The 19,941-nt window shown below is 40.9% G+C and carries 16 protein-coding genes; 13 read left to right on the top strand and 3 right to left on the bottom strand.

Going from position 1 to position 19,941, the window contains the following annotated elements; all coding sequences use genetic code 11:
• Positions 1-151: 151 nt before the first annotated feature.
• The 9 genes from OIU26_RS04585 (at position 152) to OIU26_RS04545 (ending at position 9,799) form a co-directional block, all read left to right on the top strand.
• Positions 152-2,914, top strand: a complete 2,763-nt coding sequence (locus OIU26_RS04585) for an alpha-L-rhamnosidase (protein ID WP_264216072.1) — start codon at positions 152-154, stop codon at positions 2,912-2,914.
• A 14-nt stretch (positions 2,915-2,928) separates the two neighbouring features.
• Positions 2,929-3,993 (top strand): MFS transporter, encoded by a 1,065-nt coding sequence (locus tag OIU26_RS04580; protein WP_264216071.1) that lies wholly within the window; start codon positions 2,929-2,931, stop codon positions 3,991-3,993.
• A gap of 157 nt (positions 3,994-4,150) precedes the next feature.
• Positions 4,151-5,149, top strand: a complete 999-nt coding sequence (locus OIU26_RS04575) for a helix-turn-helix domain-containing protein (RefSeq protein WP_264216070.1) — start codon at positions 4,151-4,153, stop codon at positions 5,147-5,149.
• A gap of 93 nt (positions 5,150-5,242) precedes the next feature.
• Positions 5,243-6,250, top strand: coding sequence for a phosphotransferase (locus OIU26_RS04570; RefSeq protein ID WP_264216069.1), 1,008 nt, complete (start codon positions 5,243-5,245; stop codon positions 6,248-6,250).
• Between the two features lie 91 nt (positions 6,251-6,341).
• Positions 6,342-7,502 carry an immunity 26/phosphotriesterase HocA family protein gene (locus tag OIU26_RS04565; RefSeq protein WP_137078976.1) on the top strand — a complete coding sequence of 387 codons (1,161 nt, stop codon included), beginning with the start codon at positions 6,342-6,344 and terminating at the stop codon, positions 7,500-7,502.
• 30 nt (positions 7,503-7,532) lie between these two features.
• Positions 7,533-8,051, top strand: coding sequence for a hypothetical protein (locus tag OIU26_RS04560; protein WP_264216068.1), 519 nt, complete (start codon positions 7,533-7,535; stop codon positions 8,049-8,051).
• A 35-nt stretch (positions 8,052-8,086) separates the two neighbouring features.
• Complete coding sequence (locus OIU26_RS04555) at positions 8,087-8,746, top strand: DUF2625 domain-containing protein (protein ID WP_264216067.1); 660 nt, start codon at positions 8,087-8,089, stop codon at positions 8,744-8,746.
• 29 nt (positions 8,747-8,775) lie between these two features.
• Complete coding sequence (locus OIU26_RS04550) at positions 8,776-9,219, top strand: hypothetical protein (protein WP_264216066.1); 444 nt, start codon at positions 8,776-8,778, stop codon at positions 9,217-9,219.
• Positions 9,220-9,262: 43 nt separating this feature from the next.
• Positions 9,263-9,799: an SMI1/KNR4 family protein gene (locus OIU26_RS04545; RefSeq protein ID WP_264216065.1), complete on the top strand. Its 537-nt coding sequence runs from the start codon at positions 9,263-9,265 to the stop codon at positions 9,797-9,799.
• A gap of 107 nt (positions 9,800-9,906) precedes the next feature.
• Here OIU26_RS04545 and OIU26_RS04540 read toward each other — a convergent pair whose 3' ends face one another.
• Entirely contained in the window at positions 9,907-10,494 is a 588-nt protein-coding gene (locus OIU26_RS04540) for an alpha/beta hydrolase (RefSeq protein WP_264216064.1), read from the bottom strand.
• 348 nt (positions 10,495-10,842) lie between these two features.
• On the opposite strand from OIU26_RS04540, the gene OIU26_RS04535 reads away from it, so the two are divergent.
• Positions 10,843-12,588 (top strand): HAMP domain-containing methyl-accepting chemotaxis protein, encoded by a 1,746-nt coding sequence (locus tag OIU26_RS04535; protein ID WP_264216063.1) that lies wholly within the window; start codon positions 10,843-10,845, stop codon positions 12,586-12,588.
• 219 nt (positions 12,589-12,807) lie between these two features.
• A complete protein-coding gene (locus OIU26_RS04530; protein ID WP_264216062.1) occupies positions 12,808-16,212 on the top strand; it encodes a hypothetical protein in 3,405 nt (1,134 codons plus the stop codon).
• 102 nt (positions 16,213-16,314) lie between these two features.
• Here OIU26_RS04530 and OIU26_RS04525 read toward each other — a convergent pair whose 3' ends face one another.
• Together OIU26_RS04525 and OIU26_RS04520 are read right to left on the bottom strand one after the other, a co-directional pair.
• Complete coding sequence (locus OIU26_RS04525) at positions 16,315-16,884, bottom strand: DUF1697 domain-containing protein (protein WP_264216061.1); 570 nt, start codon at positions 16,882-16,884, stop codon at positions 16,315-16,317.
• A gap of 34 nt (positions 16,885-16,918) precedes the next feature.
• A complete protein-coding gene (locus OIU26_RS04520) occupies positions 16,919-17,569 on the bottom strand; it encodes a hypothetical protein (protein WP_264216060.1) in 651 nt (216 codons plus the stop codon).
• 217 nt (positions 17,570-17,786) lie between these two features.
• Here OIU26_RS04520 and OIU26_RS04515 point away from each other — a divergent pair, with 217 nt between their 5' ends.
• Complete coding sequence (locus OIU26_RS04515; protein WP_113050027.1) at positions 17,787-18,782, top strand: hypothetical protein; 996 nt, start codon at positions 17,787-17,789, stop codon at positions 18,780-18,782.
• The gene (locus OIU26_RS04510; RefSeq protein WP_264216059.1) at positions 18,779-19,867 is read left to right on the top strand and encodes a hypothetical protein; all 1,089 of its coding nucleotides are present in this window, start codon (positions 18,779-18,781) and stop codon (positions 19,865-19,867) included. Before OIU26_RS04515 ends, OIU26_RS04510 begins: the two co-directional genes overlap by 4 nt.
• The last annotated feature ends 74 nt before the right edge of the window (positions 19,868-19,941 follow it).

Below are 19,941 nucleotides of genomic sequence, written 5' to 3'. Positions count from 1 at the left end.
AAACCCATTTTAAGATTCGATATGAGGGATGGACATTCAACACCTGTAAATCAAGCATACAACATGCAGGGATACAACATTGCGCACAACTAATGGAAGCGTTTTAATTTGAGTATAGAAACACAAAAGAAGATCTCAGGGAGGACATAAGATGCTAAAAGTGAAAGCGCTTAGATGTGAACATGTAAACAATCCGATTGGACTGGGTTGTCTAAAGCCTCGATTGAGCTGGCAAATTGAATCTGACAACATATATGTTTTCCAAAAACGCTTCCAATTGCAAGTATCCATAAATCCTGTTTTTGAACCGCTGCTCTGGAATCATTTTTCGTATTCGGAACAATCCATTCTGTTTCCCTATGAAGGTCCTCCACTCGAATCAGGACAAAGATATTATTACCGGGTAAAAGTATGGGCTCAGGGAGCGGGTGACACCGAACCGGAGGAATCGGAATGGAGTGAGATTGGCTTTTGGGAAATGGGGCTGCTCCATGAGCAGGACTGGAAGGCACAATGGATTACAGTGAAGGATCGAAGCATTCATGAAAAGTTTCAGACAAGAGCCCCTTTTGCCGCTTCCAAGTGTTTTTTGGTTGAGGGAAAAGTGAAAAAAGCAGTCATTTATGCCACAAGCCTTGGTCTGTATGAGCTGGAGCTCAATGGACAAAGAGTAGGCGATGCCTACTTTACCCCGGGATGGACAGATTATAACGATCGTGTTCAGGTGCAAGCCTATGATGTGACTTCTACCGTTCGAGAACAACATAACCGCATCACAGCAACGGTGGGAGAAGGCTGGTACAGCGGCTATCTAGGCTGGCAAAAGCGCAAGGATACCTACGGGAACACGAATGCTTTGCTATTTCAAATGAAGATTAGCTATGAAGATGGCCGTTCAGGACTCATTTGCTCTGATTCTTCCTGGGAGGAAACGAGCTGTGCCATTTTGATGTCAGATATTTATAACGGCGAAATCTATGATGCTCGACTGGAGCAGCAGGCAGCCGAACATCGCTTCTTGAACGAACGGAAAATGATGCAGGTCGTCCCGTTTCCGTTAAGTCATCTGGTTGCTCAGGAGAACGAGCCTGTCCGTGTAATGAACCGATTAAAGCCTGTTGAACTGATTCGGACTCCTAAAGGCGAACTAGTACTTAACTTGGGTCAAAATATGGTAGGCTGGCTGGAATTTAAAGTGGAAGCCCCCGAAGGTACGGTTCTGAATCTGGTTCATGGTGAAGTGCTGGATCAGCAAGGGAATTTTTACCGAGATAATATTCGTGATGCAGCGCAGCAGATTACGTACATTTGCAGCGGCAAGGGGACGGAGATATTTAGGCCGCATTTCACTTTTCAAGGCTTCCAGTATGTGAAGCTTGAGGGCTTTCCGGCTGACGTAGCCATTGAAGATTTTACAGGCGTTGTTTTGCATTCAGACATGGCAACAATTGGCTTGTTCGAGACATCCGATCCAAAGCTGAACCAACTCCAGCACAATATTGTATGGGGACAAAAGGGGAACTTCCTGGATGTGCCGACCGATTGCCCGCAGCGTGATGAGCGATTAGGCTGGACCGGCGATGCACAGATTTTTGCCAGAACGGCCAGCTTCAATATGAATAGTGCTTCCTTCTTTCGAAAGTGGCTGAAAGATTTGGCTTACAACCAGCTGGAGAATGGGGCTGTGCCTTTTGTCGTGCCGGATGTCCTCAAAGGAACCTTTGCAGACAATATGGACCAAACGACAGCCGCATGGGGAGATGCAGCGGTTATATGTCCGTGGACGATCTATCAATGTTATGGGGATAAGCAAATTCTAGCTCAGCAGTATGACAGTATGAAAGCATGGGTCGATTATATTCGTGCCCAGGGGACCGAGGAACATCTGTGGGATACTGGTTTGCAGCTGGGAGACTGGCTGGCGCTGGATAGCGAGGAAGGAAGCTATTTTGGAGCGACCGATGGAACGCTGGTAGCGACTGCATACTTTGCGTATTCGACTCATATCTTGGCGCAGACGGCCAAACTGCTGAATCGGTATACCGATTACAACACCTATCAAAGCTTGCATGAGGGGATTAGAAGCGCTTTTGCGAACCGTTATTTTGATGACGCTGGCAAACTGACTTCGAATACCCAGACTGCACAGGTTGTGGCTTTGCACTTCGGATTGGTACCAGAAAAATATAAAAAGCAAGTGGTTCAGGAGCTCGTACGGCTGATAGAAAAAAATGATATGCATCTGGATACTGGCTTTGTAGGCACACCTTATCTATGCCTGGTTTTATCCGACAATGGCTATACAGATATAGCTTATAAAATTTTATTTCAGAAAGATTATCCTTCTTGGCTCTATCAGGTTGAACGGGGAGCAACGACCATGTGGGAGCATTGGGACAGTATCAAAGTGGACGGCTCGTTCTGGAGCACCGATATGAACTCGTTCAATCACTATTCGTACGGTTCAGTTGGAGACTTTATGTACCAAAATATTGCCGGAATCAATGTACTTGAAGCGGGCTACAAAAAGTCGCGGTTAGCACCCAAACCGCCTGTTAATCTTACTTCGGCCCATGGCAAGCTGGAGACACCTTATGGTGAGCTTGCTGTCCATTGGGAAATCGTGAATGAAGAAATGCGGATGACGGTTCACGTACCACATAATACGACAGCTGAGATTACGCTTCCAGGCGTTCTAGAGCCAGATGCATTACAACAGACCATTACTACGCAATACCCGTCGATTCAGTATCCGCCTGGTAATGTGCCACAAGAGCTGGCCGGGAAATTAGGTTCTCCCGGAGAACAGGCGATTTTCCAACTGAGTGGAGATCATGAATTGACGTTTACCGTCGGATCTGGACAGTATACGTTCCAGTACAAATACAACCAGAGGCTAAATAACATAGACTAGAGGTGAGAAGCTTGATGAATATTAAAAACAAAATATGGTTTAAAACAGCATTGTTGTCCATTTCCTTAGTCCTGACATCAGCGAGTGCTATTTCAGCTATCATCCCGATGATGCTGAACCAATTACCGGGAGTCTCCAGTTCACTGATTGAAAGCATAGTTACAATCCCATCTTTCTCGATGATGCTGTTTGTGCTGTTGAGTGGCCCGATCTCTTCCCGCTTGGGTAAAAGAAATACAGTCCTGCTAGGACTTTTGCTCGTGGTCATCGGCGGAATACTTCCTATGCTCACTACGAACATTACATGGATTCTCGCGTTGCGTTTGGTGCTAGGTGCAGGTCTGGGGATGTTCAATTCGCTGGCTGTCAGTTTAATTAGTGATTTTTTTGAAGGGGACGAACGTGCTCAATTGGTAGGCTTTCAAAGCGCTGTACAAGGGCTCGGAAGCAGCTTGGCTACCTTTGTGGCAGGACAGCTTGCCCTAATCGACTGGCCGTTTGCTTTTTTGTGCTATGCGATCACTATTCCTATCGCACTGTTGTTCTTTTTTGTCATTCCTGAACCAGAGCGTGAGGAGCCTACAGCGAGCACGACAGGAACGGGCCACAAGAGCGAGGGAATGTCCCTACCTGTACTTGGATTAGGGGCTGCACTTTTCCTGTTTATGACCTTTATCATGATTGTGTATACCAAAACAGGTATTATGATTGCTGAAAAGAGTATGCCTAACGCAGGGTTTTTAGGGACCGCTTTGACGCTGTTCTCCTTATCAACTATGATTGCAGGCTTCTTGTTCGGTAGAATATATAAATGGTTCAGAAATTACGCACCTTTTATCTCCAGTTTATTAACAGCGACAGGTTTTGTCCTGCTGTGGTTTGCTCAGAATGTGACCATGGTTACGGTTGCCATGCTGATCATTGGCTTTAGCTTTGCGCTGTTTATTCCTTATATTTTTACGATACTAACTAAAATCGTACCTAAAGGCAGTGAGACGATATCTATTTCGATTGCAATGGTAGGCTCCAATTTGGGAGCGTTTGCTTCGCCTTATGTTATCAAGTTAGTTGGGGTGTAGTCTGGGAATGAAACTGCCTCATTTTCCTTTCTCGTCTCTGCGATTGTATTTATGATTGCTGCGCTCCTCTGTCTGGGAATCGCTATTAGAGGAAAGGGAAGCAAAACACAGACGGCAGTTCACAGTTAATGGGAGTCTGAAGGAGGAGTCTGTGTTTATGAACCTTCATGAGCTGGATCAGTTGCTGAGAAGTAAAACTGAAATTGAGCTTTTACAACAGCAAAACAATCAAGTGATTAATGATCTCTCCAAAGAATCGGAAAATGAGCGATTTTTTGATATAAATCAGAATATGTATCGAATGCCTGCTTTATTTTTCTTCGGAGAACATGATATTTATATTAGCAAGCACAACAGGTTTGCTCCGATGCTGGAGCACATGCATGAATTTATTGAATTAAACTATGTTTACTCAGGTAAATGCAACCAAATTATAGCAGGCAAAGAGATTCAGCTTTGTGAAGGCCAAGTGTGTGTCCTCGATAAGGATGTGCCGCACAGCATCGCACCTTTGGGAGAAAACGATATACTGATTAATATCCTCCTGCAAAGAGAAACGATTTCATCCCTATTTCTACAGCGGCTATCTAAGAAAAAAAGTTTGATCGGCGAGTTTCTTGCCAATTCAGTCCTCCAGCATCAGCATCATAATCACTTTATTATTTTTGAGTCACAGCATAATGAAAACCTTCAATATATATTGCGTAGAATCTTGATCGAATATTTTTCCAGGCAAGAGGATTCAATGGAGCTGGTCAAGGCTTATTTGCCCATTGTATTTGGGGAATTGGTCCGTGTATTGGAAAGCGAGCATAATATTCACTTAAACCAGCAGGAAAGTAATATTACTTCTATTCTGAATTACATGGAAGAGCATTATCAGCATTTAAGCCTCCAGCAATTATCTACTCATTTTAATTACAATAGTACGTATTTAAGTAATAAGTTGAAAAAAGTAACCGGTCTTACTTACACGCAGCTTATTGCCAACATTAAACTTAATGCGGCCTATTCTTTGGTAGTGAATACCAACCTGCCATTCGAAATGATCTTTAAGCAGGTCGGATATAACAGCATGAGTTTTTTCTATAAAAAATTTAAAACAGCGTATGGTGCCACCCCGCAGAATATCCGAAACAAACAAATGAGGAAATGAAGGATACACAAGGACGTCCAATTCTAATGGGCGTCTATATTTGTTATAATAACTGCAAATTTATAAGCGGATGTTTAATAGGGAGGATACATTTTGGAAGCGGTATTAAGACGGCACTGGCCGGAGTGGGACGGGATACTACAGAGACGAACCGGAGGTTGGAATAATACGACGTATTTTGTTAAGAGCGGTGGGCGAAGTGGGGTACTGCGCATCTACGATACACACAGGGATCGGAACAAAATCGAATTTGAGCATGCGGTTTTGCAGGAATTGAGCAGGCATTCTCTATCATTCAGGGTTCCAATGCCAATCCGAACGATTACGGGAGAGACACTTGCACAGGTTGAGAAGGATAGTGGCAAATATGTGTGTCTGTTCGAATACATAGAAGGCACATCCCCATCGGAGCAGGATCCTAGCTTTGCCTATTCTTTTGGCGAGACAGCTGGCGAATTATCTGCTGCACTTGCAACACTTAATCTTGATATGACTCCAGTCTATCGGCCGTATTATGCTTTGCAGCAATCCTATCCATTATGTAACCGGGAAGTAATCCAAGGCTTTTGTTTAAACCCGCCGGAGCCTCTAAAAGATTTACATGAGGAGCTGCGTTTGATAGGAAAAGTATATGAAGAGATTATAGATTCACTTCATGCATTGGAAGACTTGCCGCATCAGCTTGTACATGGAGATTTGAACGCTTCCAATTTGTTGGTAAAGGATTCTGATCATAGTCAGGTCGCTGCCCTACTTGATTTTGAATTTTGCACGCTAGACGTTCGGGTAATGGAACCAGCGATCATCTTATCAGGATTTTTGGGACAATCGGAGGAGACAACAGCTGTTCGTGATTTTTGCCGGGGCTTCAGCCGTCAGATCCGTTTAAGCCAACCCGAGATCGACGCTTTGCCTGTGTTAATGCTGCTTAGAAAGGTAGACGTATTTCTTCATTTTGTGAGTCGCTTTCTGGAAGGAACAGATCAGCCACACGTATTGCAAGAACAGGTCAAACAGATCACAGCCGACTTGCTCCGACTGTCTACCAGCAGTAGCTGGATTCAGGAGGAACTGGCCCAAGCTGGAACAATGTATGAATAAACGAGCTACATGCCGTATTATGTTATAATTTCTGGAATAACAGAAATGAAGTCTATTGAATTAAACTCGGAACATGGAACAGGAGGAGCAGATGAATAGTTGGTTAACGAACGCGTTACGACCCTATTTTGGGCTGGAGGCGCTGGAAGAACATTGGGACGTAGTAGAAATTAAAGAAGGATATTTTATTTGTATGGATGGAGATGTTATTCGTAAGCGAATTTCTTCCAAAGAGGATGCTTATGGAGAAGCTGATGTAGAGATTTTTACTCGTGATCGGGCATTTGTTCTGCCTAAAACGGCTCGTGGCAAAGAGAAAAAACTGAATTATACAAGTGTTTCGAGCATCACAGCAGAAGGTGTGTCCTTTTCAGCAGGCATCCGAAGAGATCGTCCTATTAGTTATGTTACTGCTGTGAATAGCAAAACTGGCGTAAGATTGCCCATCACTGGATGTGAGCATTTACATAGTAAAGAAGAGATCATCGATTGGCTTCAACGTTACCCGTCGCTTGTGCCTAACGACTATGATCGTAAGCTGGAACGATTGAAGCATATGAAAAACCTGCGTTATAAAACCATTCCGGGAGACATCTTCCGCGTGGAAATAGACCTTTTTACAGATGGCTATGTACTGGTCGTCGGAGATTTGCGCCAAATGCAAAAGGATCAGTTGTTTGCAAAGGAGAGCATATGGAACAGTGTCATGACGATGCCTTTATTCGTACGTCCGTATTTGTGTACAAGTCGTGACCGTTCAATAACTTTGGAATCCATCACGGCCGCCCCGTTATCTGATACAACCTGGATTGTCATGGATGATTCCTTTATGCGAGGGTCCTACGAGCGGATAGGGCATAAAGCGTTGGCGGAAGAGGATATTGTGTTTCCGATTGGTTATGGCAGTAGCATAGATAGCAGTAAAGAAAGAATATATAGACTCTCCTGGGGAACGGGCACAATTTCCAAACCGGAAGGGAAGACAGTGTTCAAGTCTTCGCGCGAATTGTTAAATAACGGTGTATATTCAGGTGTCATTGCAGACTGTTTTGGTCCTTGGGAAGAGCGGGAGTGGCACCACACGCTGGATAACCCGTTGTATCGGGAAGAGCGCCGAAAAGCACTGGCCGAATTCGGATTCCCGGAAGACATTTCGTACGATGAGTTCAATCGCCAAACAGGAGGACTGACGCGTTCGGAATATCTCGCATATTTGACAAGAATCTATAGCGGAAAAAGAAAGATGAAATGACACGGTTATACATCCTTTTAGGAGGTACGAATGAAATATCTTAAAGATTGTCCAGAACCAGGCATGGGAACCTGGTATTTTGAAATAGACTCAGACGGCGTAGCCTATCGGCAAATTGTGATCCAAGATGACGGTACTTTTATTGCTTCTAATCGTAAGCACGAGAAATATCATTTCTTGTTAGCAGAGAAAGCGATTGATGATACAGAGCCATATTATACGAAAATTACAAAAAAAGAGTTTGAAGAAATCTGGTCCAGCAATCTTCACACCTCCAACAAGGAATGGCATCAAGTCAAAACCGCACTGCCGGTTGGGACTAAGGTAACTGGATATATTGAAGCCTTTTTTCCACACGGAACACTAATTCATATTTTCCAGCACAATGCAGTCGGATTGGCAGACACCCATTCATATGCGGAAAAGGCCCCATCCGAGTGGATGTATCCGAGGCATGAGATCACGGCGATTGTCCAAGGCTACGACGAGCTGAATCAGTGGGTGATTTTAGAGCAAACGCAAGTTTTCGAAAATCAGTTCACAGGTTGAAAGATGGATATTGGAATATAGGAAGGGGAATGGATATGCATACGTTAACGGTTGATGAGCTAATGGATCAGGACAACCATGCATGGGAAGAGGTCAGAAACATTCTGCAAGAAGGGAATAATCCATATCGCATTGTACCGGCAGAATCGGAGTCTGTTAGGGGAGATTCGCTCTACCGTTTGCAAGTGAGCACAAAATCGTACTTGGGAACGGTTGCCTATGAAACAGGAGGGATCATATTTGACCACGGATGGATCACCTTACTGGGTGCAGGTGGGCCTGAAATTTACGGTAGTTTGGCTTCGTGGAACGGGCTGCAAGAGCCAGCGAGCGTTCCTGCACTTGGGGGAATGCTGATTGTGGCCTATGATGCAGCAGGTGGCTTCTTTGGATTGGATACAGGGAAGTTTGGACGTAGCGGCCATATCTACTATTTTGCACCGGATGCATTGGAGTGGGAATCCACTGAGCTGGCCTATTCCGGTTTCTTGAGCTGGTTGGCTGAGGGAGATTTGGGCTTGTTCTACCAGACATTCCGTTGGAATGGTTGGCAGTCGGATATGGAGCAACTTCAGCCAGGAGAGGTATTTGCTTATTATCCGCCGCTATGGGCTCAGGAAGGTGGCGGAGAGACCAGCCACAAATCACCTACAGCAATAACAGAAGCGTGGCAGGCGGTGACGGATCGGGAATAGCCGCGAGTGGGAAGGGGGGACATAGGATCATGAATCATTCCATTCAATCCAAACTGATGCAGCTGAATGAAATACTTTCTCAAAATAACATTGACCATTATTACATTTATGATTATACAAGTCGCCCTAAGCTGGTACTAGCAGGGAGCTTTGACTTTAGCTATTATCACAACATAGAGATTACATTTTACGAGGTCTCGTTTCTTTCCTGTCCGGGCGGTGTATTTTCAATTGAATGCTTTAGACTGGCTAATGACAAGGAACTGGAAATGTTAAAAACTGTCTCTTACGGATTTCTTGAGGGGCCTGTGATTTGTATGGAGGATCAAACGTTTGGTACCCGATTTTTCATTGCTGCGGAAAGCTTAGATTACGAGCTCAAGACCGTTTTTTACTATAAACGTGAGAACCTTCAACCTCATGAAAGTGTGGCTGAATGGGTTGGAAAAGATGGAAAAGTTTTAAAAAGGTAGCAACAACAACTTTTAGAGACGTCAAGGTAGGAGGGTGGTTATTATGTGGAGTATTCACTTTGAACATCAATTTATAAAATGTCCGGAAGCAACTGGTGAACAAATCGCGAATTTTTTGAGCACATGGAACATCAAGCTATCGAAGCAGGAAATTCACGAAATCCAACAAAGACAAGTGAACCCTTTTCCGAAATCGTCTCCATTTTATGATCAATATAAACCGCTAGATCCTGTTAGCTGGCATTTGCCCCAAGGACAATTTCCTGATAGTTACATAGAATTGCTGAAATATTCTAATGGCGGTGAATTTCAGAATGGAGAACGTTATTTCCAGTTTTTCAATACTGAAGATTTGAGAGAAATGAACCTTGCCTACGAGCTGCCAGAATATATGCCGGGTGCCGTGTCGTTTGCGATGGATGGTAGCGGAAACCACTATATGTTTGATATGAGAGAGGAAAAAAGAAACAACGAATATCCCATTCTTTTTGCTCATTCTGGTAGTTTGGGGTATGACGAATGTGAACAGGTTGCCCATTCATTTATAGAGCTGTGTACGGAAAAATGGGCATTATATTGATATCTTGACTAAACATACGCTTTATTTTCCATAGTTCATCCATTAAAAAATGTAAAACCCGCAAGTTGGACCCTTTTTTGCCAGGTCTATCTTGCGGGTTTTTAACGCTACTTATTTTCATTCATCATTTCCATTAACACTTGATATACCATCGGTAAGGTAGTAAAACCGTCACTCTGTAAAAAGTGCCCCCCATGATCTACTTCGTGGAAATCAGCCTGCATATCTTCCGCTAGTTTCTTACTAAGTGCAAAGGGGACAATTGCGTCGTCCTTTGAAGCTATAACTACACGCTCCTTTAGCGAATTCATGATTTGCTGATCATCCAAATGGTCATTTGTAAACTCATCTAATGATGGTAGGCTTGGCACTGGGTCAGCAAAACCGGAAACGAAAATTCCACCACCCAGTGGTTCCGGGATATTTACTTGCTGCAGGTACCTTAATATGGATACACATCCCAAGCTATGTCCAATAAAATAGGTGTCTTTATGTAGAACTTTAATATTTTGTAGTAGATGCTCAATCCACTCGTTGAGTTTGGGCGCTTGCGAGTTGGGCATATCTAGTATATTTACCGAAACCCCGTCTTCCTGTAATTTGTCTTGTAACCAAGGAAACCAATGATCTGTTGGCGAAGCTGTGTATCCGTGGATTATATATACTTGTTTTTGATTTTGTATGTTTGTCACCATACGTTCTCCCCCATCATCCAGTGTTTAGATCTTAGTTTGCATATGTGTCCCACTTCATGTAAAAATCCCTCTCTAGTTTACCAAACATCCAATGCTTATGAGTACCTAAAATTGTTGATTCATGTAGCAAGCCTATGTATGAATTTGCCTATTATAATATTCATTATTTTTGCAGTACTGTAATTTGGCTAATAAATTTAAGCGCTTTCTACCGATATATATAGCATCACGTTTTGTAATCTGCTTCATTTTGTTGTATGGAGGGCAGCATCAAGAGGAAGACCAGAGTACTCGTGAAAGTTGAGAGCAGCGTGAACTATTATCCATAGACGAGCTGGAGGGGTTTGAATGAGTAACCAACTATCGGACAGGACTAAAAAAGGAAAAGGTTTTAGAGATTTAAAGATCACGACAACGATGATCTCCATGATTATGATCAGCTTAGTGGGTTTGCTCATTGTATCGTTGGTAGGAGTTATCGGTATGTATCAAGCTAAAGAGGGTCAAGGTATTTTGTATACAGATCGCTTTCAACACCAGACGAATATTCTTGAGGTCAAAAGTGACTTTTATAACATGCGAGCCAATTATACAAAAATACTCGACAATAAGGAGTATACAGATAAACAGTATAAGCAGGTGCAGAAAGGAAAAAATAGCGTTACAACTGGGCTAAATGAATTTTCACAAAGGACATTGGATACTAAGGAACAGAAATTGTTTGAGGAACTACAGAGGAGTATAGACACGTATTTTCAGGACATCGAACAGATCATGGCCGTCAAAAAGAATACTGGAACCTATGACACAGAAGAGAGAGGCCGGATCAATAAATCTAGTACGGCCATTGTTACGATGCTGACTACGATTTCAGATTATAACAATGAGCAATCCGCCAACCTATATCAAAATACGCAAAACGAGATCAAAATGCGCACAATTGTTTTAATCACAGTTCTTGCTCTCGTGTTGGCTGTTCTGATCATAATCTCCTTTGCAGCCATTCGAAATATCCGTTCCCGGATGAGCACCATTACGAAATATTGTGAAGAGATTACCCAAGGGAATTTAACGGCAGCACTTGATCCTGCCTTGCTCAAAGGAAATAATGAGATCGCTGTTATAGCTCGTGCCATTCAGCAAATGACAGATTCAACCTCAATGGTCATCACAGGGGTGATCAATGAGTCACGTCAAATTAACCAACTGAGTGATCAGACGAATCATAATATGACAGATCTCAATGAGCGGATTCGCGATGTATCAGCCACGGTCGAACAGCTGTCAGCAGCTATGGAAGAGACTTCGGCATACACCGAAAATATGAACCATTCTGCGGAAGAAATGCAGCGGGCAGCAGAGTATATCTCGGTCAAAACTCAAGAAAGAGCTCAGTCTGCCTATGATACGAGTGTAAAAGCTGAAACATTGAAGCAGGCGGCTAGTCAATCCAATAAAGCGGCCAAAGAAATTTACCAAAAAGCTAATGAAAAGATGACGGAAGCGTTAGAGCGAGCCAAGGCAGTAGACCAGATTCGTATACTTTCTCAGTCTATCTTGGAAATTACGGCACAGACCAATTTGCTGGCTCTAAATGCATCCATTGAAGCAGCTCGTGCCGGTGAGTCAGGTCGAGGGTTTGCGGTTGTAGCTAACGAGATTCGTAAGTTGGCAGACGGCTCCAAACACGCGGTAGACCAAATTCAGAGTGTTACTCAAGAGGTTGTGCAGTCTGTAGAAAATCTGACTACCAATGCCGAAGAATTACTGCACTTCTTGCAAGCCCAGGTGGGCAAGGATTATCAGCTGCTTGAGGATACAGCAGGGCAATATTACAATGATGCCGTGGAGCATACGAACACAGTCAATGATTTGAACGCCACCTCTAAGCAGGTAAATGAAACCATCCAAACCATGGTGAGAGCGATCCATGAGATTGCTACCGCCAGCGAACAGTCCGCCATATCTACCCAACACATTGCTGAGAATATGGTGTCTTCAACGGAAAAATCTCGTGAAGTGGCATACCAGTCTGATCAGGTGAAGGAAAGTGCAGCTCGACTAAATGAACTGGTTGCAGGCTTTAAAATTTAATGAGGACCATACGGTGTTGGTATTTAAATGAAGGGAGAAAAAAACGGCTGGGGAGCCGTAAGGAGGCTCCCTTTTGAACTTAATGAATTTATGGATAGTAAAAGAAAAGCCCTTTTTACAATCACAGATTACTTTATTAAGTTAGAAAGTAAAGCATGAAGTATAACACATTCATAGGATTCAAAGATGAATATATCAGTCTTAGAAAGATGGGAGATTATGAAAAATAATTATGATTTTCACGCATTATTAGATGACGTTGAATTTGAGGCGTTGGCAATAGATATTGTTCGAGTTCGAGAAAATTTAGAACCCAATGTATTTCGCAGATATCCTAAAGGTAGGGATGGAGGCATTGATGGGTATAGGTACAGTGATAATACTATTATTCAAGCAAAATGCTATAAAAATGATTTTAACATTTTGAAAGGAAGTTTGAAAAAAGAAGTATTAAAGTTGCGTAATTTGAAGCCGAGTCGATATATTTTAGTAACATCAGTTGGATTGAATAAAGAACAACAAAGGGAAATAATGGATTTATTTAAAGGATACATCCATTCTGATGAAGATATAATTGGTAGAATAGAACTAAATGAGTATCTTGCTGACCCAAAGTTTTCTATTATTCAATTAAAATACAATAATTTATGGACGCCTAGTACAGTAGTTTTTGAATATATTTTAGAAAATATTATTTTGCGTGGACCCAATAATTTTAATCAATTTCACTTAAATGAAATGAAAAATAACGTTGAGTACTACATAAAAACGAAAGCTTATCATGAATCACTTGATATTATGGATTCATATAATTGTTTATTGGTATATGGTGAACCGGGAATTGGGAAAACGATGCTAGGTTTTAATATAGCGCTCCATTATTTGATGCAAAATGAGGAGCTTGATCTTTTTTTTACAGATACTATTGAAGATGTGTATAAATTTTATCGCTCAGATAAAAAGCAATTATTTATAGTAGATGACTTTTTAGGTGTAAATTACGTCAATAATCAGATCCAAAATGGTGAATCTAAAATTTATCGAATGCTTAAGAGCATTATTAGTGGAAATAATCATAAAATTGTATTGATTTCGAGAAAAAATATTCTTTTTGAAGGTATGAAATTATTACATGAGTTAAAGGTAATAATTCAAAATATGAGTGTTGAGTTATCTTCAACTAGCTTAGAAAGCTTAGACAAGATGAGGATATGTTGGAGTATTCTAAAAAAGTCAAACTTACAGTACAGTCTTTTGCACAGCATTGTAATAGTTTCTGACAAAATTATTAATCACGATAATTATAATCCCCGATTTATTAATGATGCGATCCATCTTCTTTCTAAAATAAAGCATGATGGTATGTATCCGGGAAAAATACTGTTGGAAACATTGAAGAATCCCAATGAAATTTATGAGAGAATGTATAATCACCTTCATGAGACTTCAAAAAGTGCAGTTTATCTTGGTGTATGTATGGCGATCTTTGGATATCCGGTTGAATTAAATATTTTAAGAAAATGCTACGGGAACTTACAAGAAAGTCTTCCTTGGGAAGAGTGGCAAAGTTTTGATGATGCTTTAGATCAATTGTCCGCCTCTTTTTGTTTCGTTAGAGATATGAATTTTATCAGAACATTGACAGGTATCGACTTTGAAGCAAAAAAAACAATTATAGGATTTAACAATCATAGCATGATGGAATTTTGGAGGCATTTAATATCGAAAAATCTGTCACTGTATGGGCTAAATATTATTAAGAGTATTAATTTAATGAATCCTATTTTGTTTTTCGCTCACAATTTACTTTTACTAAATTTAATTGATGAACATAATAATATGGAGTTTGAGCAGACAATTATTCCAGGAATTATTGATAGAATCGCTAAAGATTACGAACGTTTAGATTTTATCTACTCCAATGGGCTAGAGGAATACTGTACAGATGATAGATTTACAGACTTTTATTTCTCTTCAGATTATACCAACAGTTACAATCTTAAATTAAGACAAATATTAGATTTGAATGAACAATATAACTCTCAAAAATTAAGGGATGTAATAGAAAAGTTAAAGGCGTTTTTTATTAATAGTTTGTTAAAAGATGACCGTCATGCACTTTCTGATGAAGAGAAGTATGGCGTTCCTAAGATTGTCAATAAGTTATTAAAGCAAGGGTTCGAAATCCCTGCTATGAAAGAGTTATTAGATGGCTACCGTTCTAAAATAAATTTTTTGAAATTTTACATCGTTTTTTATGAATTCGGAGATATATATGGTCAAGACTTTGACTGCTATCTCCAAGAAAACTACAACGAAATTTCTGATAATATTGTTTGGCTTATTGAGGATGATTATGAATTTTATGCATCCGATTATTTGAAAATTGAGATTGAGCAATTGTTATTCGAAGACGTTCCAGAAGTGTTCGAATTATATAACGTAAAGATTGAAAAAAAATCCCTTAAGGCCATGAGAACATTGGAAAAAACTATAAATTGGGACGGATATCCAGTAAAGTGGAATAGAATTCATTCTAACTTTGAAGAAACTTTAAATCGTAATCCTAATAAAAGCCAAGTCGAATTTCATGAAGATGATATTTTTGTGGAAGAAACAAGTGAAAGGGATTTTATGGAGGAGTTGCTTCCCTATATACATAGGGATGATCAAGATAGTTGGGATTCTTTAATTAATTTAGCTGGAATAGTAGGCTGTGAAATTACTATCATGGATCGAGTTCAAGAAGATTTGTTCATGGGAAAATCTAAATGGAAAGGAACATATTATTCTACTGATCCGCTTTTTCTCGCGAAAATTGTTGATGAATATAAACGAGGTAATAGAATAGAGAATCAGATTCGCAATTTCTTCAACAACATGTTTAGTTCAATTGATTGTTCCGAATATGAAATTCTTACCAAGATTGCAGTTGCAGCGCAGGAACATAATGAAATGTATTTTAATCGGGATAATTTGAAACAATGGCTCAATATATCAAATGAAGAATGGAACTTGATTAAAGAGAGTAGCTACTTGGGGCATAATAATGGATGGTTGTATTTTATAGCCTCTGAGATTCAAGTTTATCTATTATGTAAGAATATTAATGACCATTCATATAATAAAGTCAAAATTTTGAGCTTGATTGACTGGATTATTAACGAGTCCGAATTTCATACTTATATTTATAACGTATTTTGTATTCTTGTTGAGTTTTTTGCGGATGAAAGTAAAAATTATTTTTTGGAAAGCATTCAACCTTTTATTGAGCACATGAAGGAACTGAATGGTACAGAACAATTGGCATTTGGTTTATCTTCTGTCTATGCACTTCAAGAGATGAACGATAACCAAGAAGTATCGAGTACAATTAAAAATTGGACTTTACTTAGGTTTTTAGAAATGTTAGAAGTAGAGTTTAATGAAGTGACCTCTGATTTGTCTTATGATTTATTTCAAAGGATCGCCACAAATAAGTACGAGACAGAATGTGCAATTGATTATGAATATTGCATAGCGCACCCAGAAAAGTTAGCTCCATTGCTTACCACTTCTTCAGTTGAACAAATGATAAAGGATGATCTAACAAAGATTGATAGTTTCATCGAACAATATTTTTGAAGAATTTTTTTAAAACAGCCAGCACCTTTGTAATAAGATGTTGGCTGTTTAATCACTATATGTTTTTTTATTTTGTCTATCCCTATTTAAACACGACTGCAGTCATGCGTCCATATCCTGCAACTCTTCCTGTTCAGCCATTTGCATCAGCTTATAAATCTGACGGGTTGTGTTCACATTACGTACCGTCATTTGCTGATACAGCTTAGTGCCTACTAATTTTGTTAACCCGCTTTTTGTGACTTGTTCCTTGCTAACAGAAAACAGAACGGCCCCGGTCGTATATATGACATGCCCAATTCCCGGTTTCAAAGGAAGCTTGTCCAGAACGGTAATATCGTTAATTTCATCCCACAGAAACATTACGTCACTTTTCATCTGTGTATCATTAGCCCATTCATCCGGCAGTGCCTCCATAATGCTCTGAATCTCCTTCATATTACGGACGATGACACGGATGGGTAAGCTAAAATCCTCCAGAATCGCCTGTTCCAGTACGAGCGATAGCTCCTGGTTAGACCGCTCCTGACTGGAAAAAATAATGTTTCCAGAATTGATGTAAGTCGTCACATGCCCCATACCTGCATGTTCAAACGTTTGCTTGAGCTTCTTCATCTCGATCTTGTTGTTGCCGCCAACATTGATGCCCCGCAGTAATGCGATATAGATCATAAAAAGCCCCACCTCTCTTTAACAAATAGGATTTTTAACAGAAGGATAGGTATTTCAGCAAATACGTGGTTTGGTTCTCGCCCAGTAAGTGATGCAGCAATGGTTTTACGTGCTCGATATATGCTGCTTTGGTTTCGTATGTATCTTCATCTACCAATTCTCCCTTAAAGGTACAGGCACCTTCAATCAGGATGGAAAGAGCCGTAAAGAAGTTAGCTAAAGAGTCGGCAACCTGCTGCGCTGCGCCACCTTCAATTGCAGCATATACAGGAGAATCGGGTGCGCTAGTATCGACAATGAGTGGATCGTCATTAAACGTGGCAATTACAACATGATGGGAGGGCCACGAAGAAGACTCTTGGACAAGCTCACCAGACGTAACGAAGCGATACCCCAGCTGTTGGCGATACAGATGTTCTGGTGCGACAAAAAAGAGAACTGCGGCATCCCCAACTTCAACTGCCGCGTTTTTTAATTTGTGTGTTCTCGCTGCCTTGGCATCGATCATTTCATAGTGGCTATACATGTACGCAAGCTCAGGAGATAGAGGAATCCGACTGTCCCAGCAATCTGTTATACTCTCTGAACGGGGCTGGATATCGTGGTCTTGGAACAGCCCGTAGGCTTCATTATACAAGTTTTGCTGGTGTACAAACCGGGTAAGCGCTTCGCTCAGCTGCTTCATAGGTGTTCATTCCTTTCTAATCGGTAGGCTATGGTCTCTGAAATAACGTTTCATTTCTAGTATAAAGATATCATAATATAGAAAAGAAGAACATATGTTTCTGTATTTATGCCGCCTTGCCAGTCGATCCAGATTAATTTTACAATATAGGAGTTCGGATTAATGTGTTATGCCAGGTTCAACATGAAGTTTGTCTTGCTGTGCAAGGAGGAGAGAAATGTCTTTTTCTAAAATATACGATTACAAATTAAGAGCCTATTTTAATGAGCGTATTTCTGATTTAAGTCATGAAGATCTATTTTATTCCTATCCTGATCAAGAGCAAAATTTAAGAATATTAACTCTGAATATAAATGAGCAGGATCATATTTCTTTAGTGCGATGGCATGATTTATTTGACAGGTCGCTATTTACAAAAATGGATCATCCCATTCTAAGCGTAGCAGATGCTGAACGTCTGATTCGATTGCTTTCGCTCATTTTTAACATTTTTGATATACATAAAGATATTGCTTATAGCCAAAAAAACTTATGTTGTGTTTATTATCAATATCAAGTTTCACATCTAGCAGAGAGAGGGAATGAATTCTCGCCTACTCAGGACAGGCTACTTTTTCTTCACCAACTCTTATTTGAACTGGGTTTAGGGGATGACATTTATGATCGTCTAACGATTGAAAATAATAAGCTGATGTACAGCATGGAAGACGCACGGCAGTATGATATGCATATTCTAATTGACATTTTGCATGAGCATATTAACAAAAATGAGATGGATATAGATACCCGAGCAGCGCTAGGAAAAATAAAAATTTTGCAAGGTCAGTTGGTCAGCTTCATCCTAGGCAGTCATGATGTATATGATTTTCCGTATGACGATTTCAACAAGCCGTTTGCAGAAGCAACGATGTTTATACATGCCTATAACTCTAATAAAAATAGGGTATTAGAGGTGCTGATCGACTGTATAAATGAGCATCAATCGCCAACAGAGAAGTTCATCTCCAATTTGATCTTGATGAATTACTCCTATTTTATTCTCAAAAGTAATCCTAGCGAAATTACATATTTTAAATGTTTCTGCAAGAAAAAACCGGGAGTTTTTATGAAAGTATTATCTGCATTGCTTGAAATCAGATTTTTTATCGATAAATCCAGCTTCACAAATACGGGTATAAATTATTATTTATCCAGATTAAAAGGGGTTAAATGATGCCATTTCATCACGTTTCTTTACCTGATTTACCACAGACTATCGGACGTCTTACGGCCATTCATCCACTAAAGGGTGGCTCTCAGGGAAGCATAACCCTGCTAGCACTAAACACACAGGCAGAACTGTGGAGACTAGAACTTCGCTCTGGCAGCGCAGAATTATGCACACATATTTGTATTCCTGATTTTAATCCCCTGCAACCTGTCCAAATGGTTACCAGTCCTGACGGCAAGTATGTGGCGATCTCCAATCGATTTGGCCGACATGCGGCAGTGTATGATTTAGTCCATGCTCAAGAAAAAATGCAATTATCACGGGACGAATACCACTACGATAAAAGTATGTTTCCCCTGGCCTTTGTACATCAAGACGGTGCATGTATCCTTGTTCATGGGACGGAATGGAATCGGCTGGATCTGACGGATGTAGAAACCGGGATGCTTTTGACAGCAAGACCAACCCCTGTTTATAACAGCGAAAGTAGAGATGAGCATTATCTAGATTATTTTCATGGGAGGCTGCTGGTTTCACCAGAGGGAAAGTGGATTGCGGATACGGGATGGGCATGGGCTCCCTTAGGAGTGGTCCGAACCTGGTCATTATCAGATTGGCTGCTGAACCCATGGGAATCGGAGAATGGTTCGTCAGTTCGCCATCTTTGGCAAACCATAGATTGGGATGGGCCAGTATGCTGGACAGGACCCGATACATTGGCGGTATGGGGACAGATGGATGCCGATTTACTGGAGGAGGAAGATTGGGGAGAGGAGGGAGTGGAACCGGCGGTTGTCCTATTCGATATGACTCAGCCTGGGTATCGACGTGTGCTACCTGCGATCCCGCCTCTAAATTGTAAGCCTGAAGAAGACGGGATTTATCCATATCCCCAAGCGGATATGGCCGTTTCCGGCGACCGATTATTCTTGTGGGGAAAAGGAGTACCGCTTCAGGTATGGCGGCTTTCAAACGGTGTGCGTGAATATGTAGATACGGAGCGATTTCCGCTCATTTACCATCATGAGGCAGGGATTTTCATTGAATTAAATCCAGATAGCGGTTGTACAGCCTTAAGCTACGAATAAATGGCGTTACCAGATTTTCTTCCTTCCAGTGTTATGGAAATATACGAATTAGCTATAACAATAATTAAAGGAGT

Source organism: Paenibacillus sp. BT-177 (genome assembly GCF_025846815.2).
In the GTDB taxonomy this organism is placed as follows: Bacteria; Bacillota; Bacilli; order Paenibacillales; family Paenibacillaceae; genus Paenibacillus; species Paenibacillus polymyxa_C.
The sequence above is the reverse complement of the archived record's forward strand: the minus strand, read 5'-3'. Positions and strand labels throughout refer to the sequence as shown.